Origin of the sequence: Acinetobacter sp. USHLN143 (genome assembly GCF_037145695.1) — a bacterium.
Taxonomy (GTDB): Bacteria; Pseudomonadota; Gammaproteobacteria; order Pseudomonadales; family Moraxellaceae; genus Acinetobacter; species Acinetobacter fasciculus.
Genome location: NZ_JBBCWZ010000094.1, coordinates 1 through 8,316, shown reverse-complemented (window position 1 = coordinate 8,316; position 8,316 = coordinate 1). Strand labels below are relative to the sequence as shown.

General features: G+C 40.3%; 8 protein-coding genes and 1 pseudogene. 5 read left to right on the top strand and 4 right to left on the bottom strand.

What is annotated here, in order from left to right:
* Positions 1 to 124: 124 nt before the first annotated feature.
* Complete coding sequence (locus WFH18_RS15725) at positions 125 to 310, bottom strand: NF038105 family protein (protein ID WP_004645674.1); 186 nt, start codon at positions 308 to 310, stop codon at positions 125 to 127.
* A gap of 180 nt (positions 311 to 490) precedes the next feature.
* On the opposite strand from WFH18_RS15725, the gene WFH18_RS15720 reads away from it, so the two are divergent.
* The 5 genes from WFH18_RS15720 to WFH18_RS15700 all read left to right on the top strand — a co-directional run bounded on the left by WFH18_RS15720 (position 491) and on the right by WFH18_RS15700 (position 3,789).
* Positions 491 to 1,465, top strand: a complete 975-nt coding sequence (locus WFH18_RS15720) for a class 1 fructose-bisphosphatase (RefSeq protein WP_004731742.1) — start codon at positions 491 to 493, stop codon at positions 1,463 to 1,465.
* Between the two features lie 51 nt (positions 1,466 to 1,516).
* Entirely contained in the window at positions 1,517 to 2,293 is a 777-nt protein-coding gene (locus WFH18_RS15715; protein ID WP_114540857.1) for a TrmH family RNA methyltransferase, read from the top strand.
* A 167-nt stretch (positions 2,294 to 2,460) separates the two neighbouring features.
* Positions 2,461 to 3,075, top strand: a complete 615-nt coding sequence (locus WFH18_RS15710) for an RNA polymerase sigma factor (protein WP_164543352.1) — start codon at positions 2,461 to 2,463, stop codon at positions 3,073 to 3,075.
* Entirely contained in the window at positions 3,072 to 3,389 is a 318-nt protein-coding gene (locus WFH18_RS15705; RefSeq protein ID WP_004645680.1) for a hypothetical protein, read from the top strand. Before WFH18_RS15710 ends, WFH18_RS15705 begins: the two co-directional genes overlap by 4 nt.
* The gene (locus WFH18_RS15700) at positions 3,379 to 3,789 is read left to right on the top strand and encodes a DUF3106 domain-containing protein (protein ID WP_164543353.1); all 411 of its coding nucleotides are present in this window, start codon (positions 3,379 to 3,381) and stop codon (positions 3,787 to 3,789) included. Before WFH18_RS15705 ends, WFH18_RS15700 begins: the two co-directional genes overlap by 11 nt.
* A gap of 55 nt (positions 3,790 to 3,844) precedes the next feature.
* On the opposite strand, the gene WFH18_RS15695 is transcribed toward WFH18_RS15700, so the two are convergent.
* From WFH18_RS15695 to WFH18_RS15685, 3 genes and pseudogenes are all read right to left on the bottom strand, one after another.
* A complete protein-coding gene (locus WFH18_RS15695; RefSeq protein ID WP_164543354.1) occupies positions 3,845 to 6,256 on the bottom strand; it encodes a CSLREA domain-containing protein in 2,412 nt (803 codons plus the stop codon).
* Positions 6,257 to 6,265: 9 nt separating this feature from the next.
* Positions 6,266 to 8,065, bottom strand: coding sequence for a rhombotarget A (rbtA, locus tag WFH18_RS15690; protein WP_005103860.1), 1,800 nt, complete (start codon positions 8,063 to 8,065; stop codon positions 6,266 to 6,268).
* Between the two features lie 140 nt (positions 8,066 to 8,205).
* A pseudogene (locus WFH18_RS15685) lies at positions 8,206 to 8,316 on the bottom strand (IS1 family transposase); the annotation flags it as partial.

The window sequence follows — 8,316 nt, the reverse complement described above, 5'->3', positions numbered from 1 at the left end:
AAGTTTAAATATGAACACCCCGAATCAGATGTATGAGCAAACAAAAACCGAGCTAATTGCTTAACTCGGTTTGAAGTGGAATACTGTCAATCTATTTCAGGACAAGACAAATGAAAGAATCGGTCTACTTGGGAAGCTGATCTTGTTCAGCCGGATGCATCGATTCGATCAGGTCATGTTTATTGAATTGTTTGTACTCTGGTTTTGCTTCATAATCCCGCCAGGCTTCTTTCATCTTGTCTTCAGAGATATCATCTAAAGTAATGCCTTCGCTTGGCGTTGGAGTCGCATCAAACTTCAATGTTGTCATATCTGTGCTCCTATTCTCAATTTTCCTTTGTCTTCAACATAGCACTTTCCGCAGGAGTTGCAAGGGCAAAATCGATACAAATAATCCAGTTTAATTTTTCTTTTAGTACGTTCTCATCTAAAATATAGCCGCATATCGTTTTGATCATTTTTTCCCGATTTAAGTTTTGGAGTTTCCCCTATGTCATACCGCACTTTATCCCAGTTTTTACAACAACAAAGCGGGAATCTCACACCTGAACTTGCACAAGTTATTGAAACGATTGCAAACACTTGCAAAGACATTGATCAATTACTGCAAAAAGGTGCTTTAGCGGGTGTATTGGGAAGTGCACAGCATGAAAACGTTCAAGGCGAAGAGCAAAAGAAGCTGGATGTCATTTCTAATGACTATTTGATTGATGCCTTGCAGCAACATCCAAATGTGGGTGGTTTGGCCTCAGAAGAACTGGATGAATTCACCCCTGCACAAGAAAATGGTCAATTTCTGGTATTGTTCGATCCATTAGACGGTTCAAGCAATATCGACATCAATATGTGTGTTGGTACCATTTTTTCGATTCTTCCTGCAAAAAATGCCGTGACTCAGGCAGAAGACTTTATGCAAGCCGGTGTTCATCAGGTAGCTGCAGGTTATGTGCTTTATGGTCCATCGACCATGTTGGCATTGACCGTCGGCGCAGGCGTAGTGTTCTTTACCTATGACCCTGAGACTCAAGAATTCCTACTGACTTCTGAAGCAATTCAGGTAGCTGCAGATACTAAAGAATATGCGATCAATGCGTCGAATCAACGTCATTGGGAAGCACCCGTACAGCGTTATATCGATGAATTGTTAGCAGGCAAAACCGGTCCTCGTGAAAAAGACTTCAATATGCGTTGGGTTGCTTGTATGGTGGGCGACATTCACCGTATTCTTTGCCGTAGCGGTATCTTCATGTATCCATATGACCTTAAAGATCCGGCTAAAGCTGGCCGTCTGCGTTTAATGTATGAAGCTAACCCAATGAGCATGCTCATGGAACAGGCTGACGGTGCATCAACTACAGGTCGTGTGCGTATTCTTGAGATCGAACCGACAGATCTACATCAACGTGTGCCAGTGATCATTGGTTCTAAAAACGAAGTTGATCTTGTGACCAGCTACCACAACTAATTTTTATAGCGGTAGTCGATATTGAATCGGCTGCCGTGGATTATATCTCCCATGCCAACTTTTTTTCTTGATTCAAAAGACAATCCAAAGATTAAACACTTACGTGGTTTAATCGAACAAAATACTTATCGTAAAAAACAAGGTCAAACGGTTTTAGAAGGCACGCATCTGTCTCTTGCCTGGCTACATGAAAACCGTAAAATTGATTCGATTTTCACCACTGAACATGCACTTTCACATCCTGATTTCGAGAAAATTCTTGCAAAATACACAGGTATGGTCTTTGTTCTGAGCGAGTCTTTATACAAAGATTTAAGCACCTTAGGAACATCTTTAGCCTGTTTAGCTGTGGTCACTCTACCGACAGCAAATTATGCATTGGATTTTAAAGCAGACACTTTGATTTTGGAAAATGTACAGGATCCGGGTAATGTAGGCACCCTGCTTCGCTCTGCTGCTGCTGCCGGTATTGAACAGATTGTATGTACCAAAGGTTCTGCATCACTCTGGTCACCACGCGTATTACGTGCCGGTATGGGTGCACATTTCACACTGCAAACCTTTGAAAATATTGTGCTTGAACAAATTCTTGAGCAATTTCAAATCCCTGTCTATGTGACTAGCTCACATCGCGCTGAAAGTCTGTATTCAAAAGACTTACGTAAACCTTGCGTGTGGATTCTGGGTAATGAAGGCCAAGGCGTGTCTGATTATGCGATGCAACATGCTGAAGCCGTTAGCATTCCGCAACCTGGAGGTCAGGAATCACTGAATGTCGCAATTGCCGGTTCGATCTGTTTCTTTGAAATGGTACGTCAACGTATCTAATTAGGGATTTAGGTTACAGTGTTTTAATACGGCCCTGCCCGTGTATAAAATAGATTAAACTACAAAAATAATAAACTTAATTGTCAACCAAACCAGAATTCCCAACGTTATATGATTATGAACTTGGGAATAATGGTGGGTGTCCAATGACAGGATTTTCCATCTCTATGGATTTAGCACCAAAACAGCTGCAAACACATGATGTAAGTATTCTGAAGAGTACGGCTGAAGCACGTCTGAAGAATTTCATGCAGGATGTGACTGGGCGTGCTTTGGTGATGATGGAAAGTGCAACTCAAGGTCATCATGGTATTGCCATGGATCTGGTTCAGGAAGCTTTCATTTCCTTACACAAATCCTATGCAGAAAAAAGCACTGAAGAATGGTATCCCCTATTTTATACCATTCTCAACAACAAGTTACAGGACTGGCGCCGTAAAGAGTCACGGCGTGGTCAAATATTCTCATTTTTCAAAAAAGTCAGTCTCGATGACGACGAAATTGAATTCGATGATGCCGTCGATGAATCAACACCAACGCCTCTGGACTTTCTCGATCAGGCAGTTACTGCTGAAGAAATCCAGGAAGCGATTGCAAAATTGCCTGTGCGTCAGCAGCAGGCATTTATGCTCAGAGCCTGGGAAGGATTTGATACGCATACCACCGCACAAATTATGAACTGCACAGAAGGCAGTGTAAAAACCCATTATCACCGTGCTATCCAAGGTTTACGCGCCTCCTTAGCACATTTAAATCCATATCTGGGAGGGTCATCCGAATGAATCAAGATGATTTCTTAAAACAAGTAACTTCCAAACTTGATGGACTGGCACAACAACATAAAGACAAACCTGTTGTCATGCACCATGTTCTTGAAGAAATTCAGGATTCAAAACATTCACGCTTTGCATTTCTAAAAATGTCTGGCTTTGCTTTGGCAGCTGCGATTGCAGGCGTTGTGGTATTACCGAATCTTTCGGACCATAACGAGCCGCAAACTCAAATGGTGTCAGTCCCAAAACTGTCTCCGCAAATGCTTGAAGATTTAGAAATGTTAATGGTTTTAGGTGAGGACAAAGTTCCACATGGCAGCTAAAAAATTGGTGATTGCTTTTTGTGCGTTCAGTTTTCTGCAAACCAGCTTTGCAGGATTTGAACGTTTTTGGCTATTTTCCAAGGATGCGAATACCCAAGTAACTGATACTTGGGATAGTCTCTCTGATTCTGAACAATTGGCACTGATTAAACGCTACCAATCTCTAAAAGAAATTCCCGAACAACAAAGTGTCAGCTTGCAGCAGCGCATGGACTGGTTTACCCAACTCCCTGATGCGGAAAAACAGAGAATGCGTGAGACTTGGCAAATGATGAGCAGTCAAGAACGCAAAGAACTGGGCGCACGTATGCAAAAAGCGTCTCCTGAGCAACGCCTTGCCATTCGCGAAGAATACATTCTCAAATATCAGCAAGTGACTCAGCAGCCTAACTTGCATTAAACACTTAATATAAAAAGCCTCCATATGGAGGCTTTTTTGATGTTTCAATCATATTTTATTTTCTTAAGCGGCGATAACCTGCAAGCCCTAATAACCCCAGTAGCCCCCACATTCCAATTGCCCCACCACCGCTTGAGGACGTATTCGTATTTTTAACTGTATTACGTAACAAGATTGTTGCTTTTTCTGACATTTTTTCATCAGCATCAAAAATCGCATAATCCATGCTGTAATTTGCCTGGCTTAAATTATTTTTTACGCTAAATGTCAGCTGCCCACCATAACAGGTCTGATTTTGATAGGTATCAGGACATGCTCCTTGTCGCTCTGCCTTCAGTGAAACTCCTGCAGGCAGCTTAACAATATGAATCGGGATCTCTTTTCCATCTTTATCTTGATAAAAAGCCGACTTTCCTGATGGTAGAGGCCCATCTCCATCATCACTATCATTTTCAAGCGGATTTACAGTCACTGTAAGATTATTCTCTGGACTAAGCCGATATTCATCATCTTTTGCAATTGGTGCAATGTTGTTAAAAGCTGCTCTTAAGAGGCCAGCACTGCTCGCACCTGTAGCCTGGTCTTTAAGTGTATAACTACAGAACTCCATATCAACCGAACTGGTCTGCTTACCATCAGTGCGATACATCATGATCCGGTTTAAATCAGGTTTCCACTCACATTTAAGATTTGGATCATTGGGATTTCCTTCCACAGTGGTCGAATTACCAGTACCAATTAACTTACCAACACCTAAAGTTTTTACACTGACCTCATAATTTTCTGAATTTAAGGCTTTAATTTGAATCTTATCATTGGTTAGAGTTTCTTGAGGCATAGCCAAGATAAAAGGATTAATATAGATTGCACGATATTTCTGATATTGCTTGGTATATTTAAGCAAATCCTGATAACTTTTCAATTCTTCCTTTAAACCAGGAAGCTCATTTTCTGGAGTATTTTTATCAGCAATGATTTCTTCGAGATCATCTATATTCTCCTGATAAAAGTCATTGAGTTCTACCAAACTCTTATTTTGCAAGTCCGTAATATCGGCTGCAGTCAAACGTCGGATTTCAACTGAGCCGATCTCGCAAGTATTTTTTGCACTTGGATCAAATGTTAATGTGGATCCAATCACACGATCAATACCACGCTGGTCTTGTTCAATACAGCCACTCACCCCGATATCTACCAAATCCGTTGCGGTCTGATTATCACGCGGGTAATACAGCCCTAAATAGCGATTATCAATAGCAGACTCAATATAATTTGTTAATAAACTGCTGATTATATTGTTAGAGACATCAAGATTATTTGAAGTAGTATCTTCGTCTAATTCTGGCAATACGCAACGTGATGGCCCAGTCGTTTGAATTGCATTTCGAATTGTAGAAAATTCAACACGTTGTGCCTTGGTCGGATTTCCCTGATTTAAGGCATATTCACAAGACAGGCCTTGGTTAAAGGCTAAAATATTGAAATTAAAATACCTAAACCCGGTATTGTCATAAAATAAAGTAGATTGGGCTGTATTTTCAACAATAGTATTACTTAATGCAGTTAAACTGGAGAATTTACTGAGCGGACGATTAACTTCATTCGTCATACGCACAATATGTCCTGTGGTACTGGCAGTATTCTTCGCAATAGTAGAGTTAACAATTTCTACTGTGGCATAGCCACAAAAATCAATAATACTGTTAGCAGTGTCTGAACCATTTTTAACAATACTACTGGAATTAATTTTCACATTGGTTTGAGTTGTACCTAAATTTCCCTGACAATCCATCGCCAGAACACTACCATATGAACTCGCCTGATTTTTTTGAATCAAAGAATCCTGAATGACAATATTCCTTTCCGTATTCATTGCTACACTATAAATCGCACCACCTTCTGCAGCTGCTCGGGAATTTACTATTTCACTGGTATTAATACTTAAAGGCCCTGCTACATAAAAAGTACCGCCATTACCTTTATCCAAGGTATTTATTGCTGCATAGCCATCCTTTAAGATCAGATGATGAATTTCCAGACTGGATTGGCTGGCCATACTATTAAATAATCTGGTTTTCCCCTGGCCTGAAATAGTACTTTTTAAAGCCTCCCGGGTTGGATATAACAGCGTAATCGGACTACGACTAGCATAGTTAAGCGGAGTTTTCCCATAAATTTTGAGCGCTGACTCTACGATCAGCTCTTTATCTAATTTGTACTCGCCTGCTTCAAGCTGAATCACATCTGCAGCTGAACCATCCAATCGAAGCGTACGTCCTACATTACATCCGCCATAAGATTTATCCAGTTTTGCAGTTTTAATGGCTTCTCGCAAAGAACAGGCATTATTATTCTCGCCATCTTCATCAGCAAAAGTAGTTACATATATCGTTTTATCTTCGGCTGCCATCAAACTCATGGCAGATAAAATCATGGCCGCAAGCAGTCCTTTTTTATAATTTTTCATGATTTTTCCTTAATCTTTTAATCCACGGCGTAAACCTATTAATCCGAGTAAAATCAGTAGCCCACCACCACCCCATGAGCCGCCTGAAGTTTTGACTGCTTTGTCTTCCATTTCATTTTTTGGCTCCTGAACAATTTGAGTAGTAATAGTCAAATAAGGTTTACTTTTATTAAACCGTGTCGATGAGGTCACCACTTGTAGTTCGAAAATATCTGCTCCATGCCAGGTAGAATCCGGGGTATAAACGACATTGCCATGAATATCGATGATTGTTTTACCCTTGGAAGCTGTTTTGGTTTGTACCACTTTCAAACAGCCATCTTGCCAAGGCTCCCCCGTCGGATTCTGACCAACAATGGCATTACACTGTTCTTTTGGAATTAAATCACTATCTCCCAGATAAGATTCAATTGAAAACTTGGCAATTTCACCCTTTAACAGATCTTGTCCCACCAGACTGCCTGAGATTGGTATCGTGATTTCAACAGCACCACGATCACAAAACAGATTATCCATCAAACGGTTGATCCCGCGCTGATCTGCCGCTTCACATGCTACCGTTGGATTTGCTAAACTCAATCCTGTGCCTCTATTCACAATCGGTGATTCACTCACAAGGATATAGTTCAACAAAATTCGTGGGCGCATATAACCGAGAAATTGTCCTTTAGGAACGCTATATGGACAAAGTATGGCATTATTATTTTCTTGTAGGGTCTGACAAATACCTTCACTTTTATCTGAGGATTCAGCAAAAAGTCGTGTACCATTCCAGAACTGGTTCGGCGCGACGGCATCCCCTACACCACACGAGGCTGTCAGCAGATTATTTTGCGACACAGACTTGTCACCAGTGATAATTTGGCAATCCTGTGTACCATTTCTTAAAATAATACTATTCGCTACATAAGCTCTGCCATACGGCGCATAGATACGTAAAGCAGTATTTTCATTATCAACCATGGTGAGATTATTCAATCCCATCCCGTCCAGGACATTAATGAGTACACCCTTATTTTTTAGTATCGTACTACTTAATATTTCCCCACTAATACCTTGATCTTTACTGGAGTCAGCAAACTGTCCCGCGCTATAAATATTGGTCGCGGAATTATCCAGTGTCTGATTATTTTTAAGTACACTTTGATAAATGAGGAAAGCAGGTAGCTCGCTATACAGGATCCCGCCTCGTTGGGCTTTATTATTTTCGATCAGACTAGTTTTAATTTGTGCACGGCTTGTTAAGTTCTGACCAAACTTGCCAGCATTATAAATTGCCCCACCCAAGTTGGCAGCAGCATTAAATAGACGGTTATATTCTAGAATTAGCTGACCTTTATTATAAATTAGGCCACCTTGTTCAGCACAACTGGTTTTACCACAGCCTTCAAGATCCAGTTCTTTCAAATTTAACTGAACCAATGTATCTGTACTGTTGATCCTGAAAAGGTTATCAGTACCTTTCATTTGAATATGAGCATTATGCAAGCCTAATGCTTTTTCATCCGTACTGAATTCGCCATCACTTTCTGCGACCGCACGGATGGTAAGAGATTTTTTAATCGCGATATGCTGGTTCAACACATAGGTATTTTTTTCTTTTAAAATAATGGTACTGGATGAGTTCTCCCCACCACACCCCATAAAACCTGATTTAGCTAAACCACGGTTAACATACTCAACAGCTTCTCGAAGTGAACATTCCTTGTCATCTTTTTCAATATCTTCTGTAGTGGTTACAATAATATCTGCACTATACGACTGCCCCGCTATACATAGCAAAGCTATGCCTATGCTCTTCTTGAGCATAACCTTCTCCTTAATTTTTATTTCTTTCTTTTTCTTCTAAAGTTGCAGAATCCTTGCAACAGCGAATTATTTTGCCTTACTGTGTCATAGACTGAGTAATTACTCAAGAATTTGGTGGTGTTTCAAAAAGTATGCTGACATTAAATGAAGCCATTATTGATGTAAAAAAAGGTTAAGTCGAAAGCTTTAAAATGGTTTTCAATCTTTTTTGAAAAATTACAACTCCTTCTAAAACCGCGCCTAATTCGATG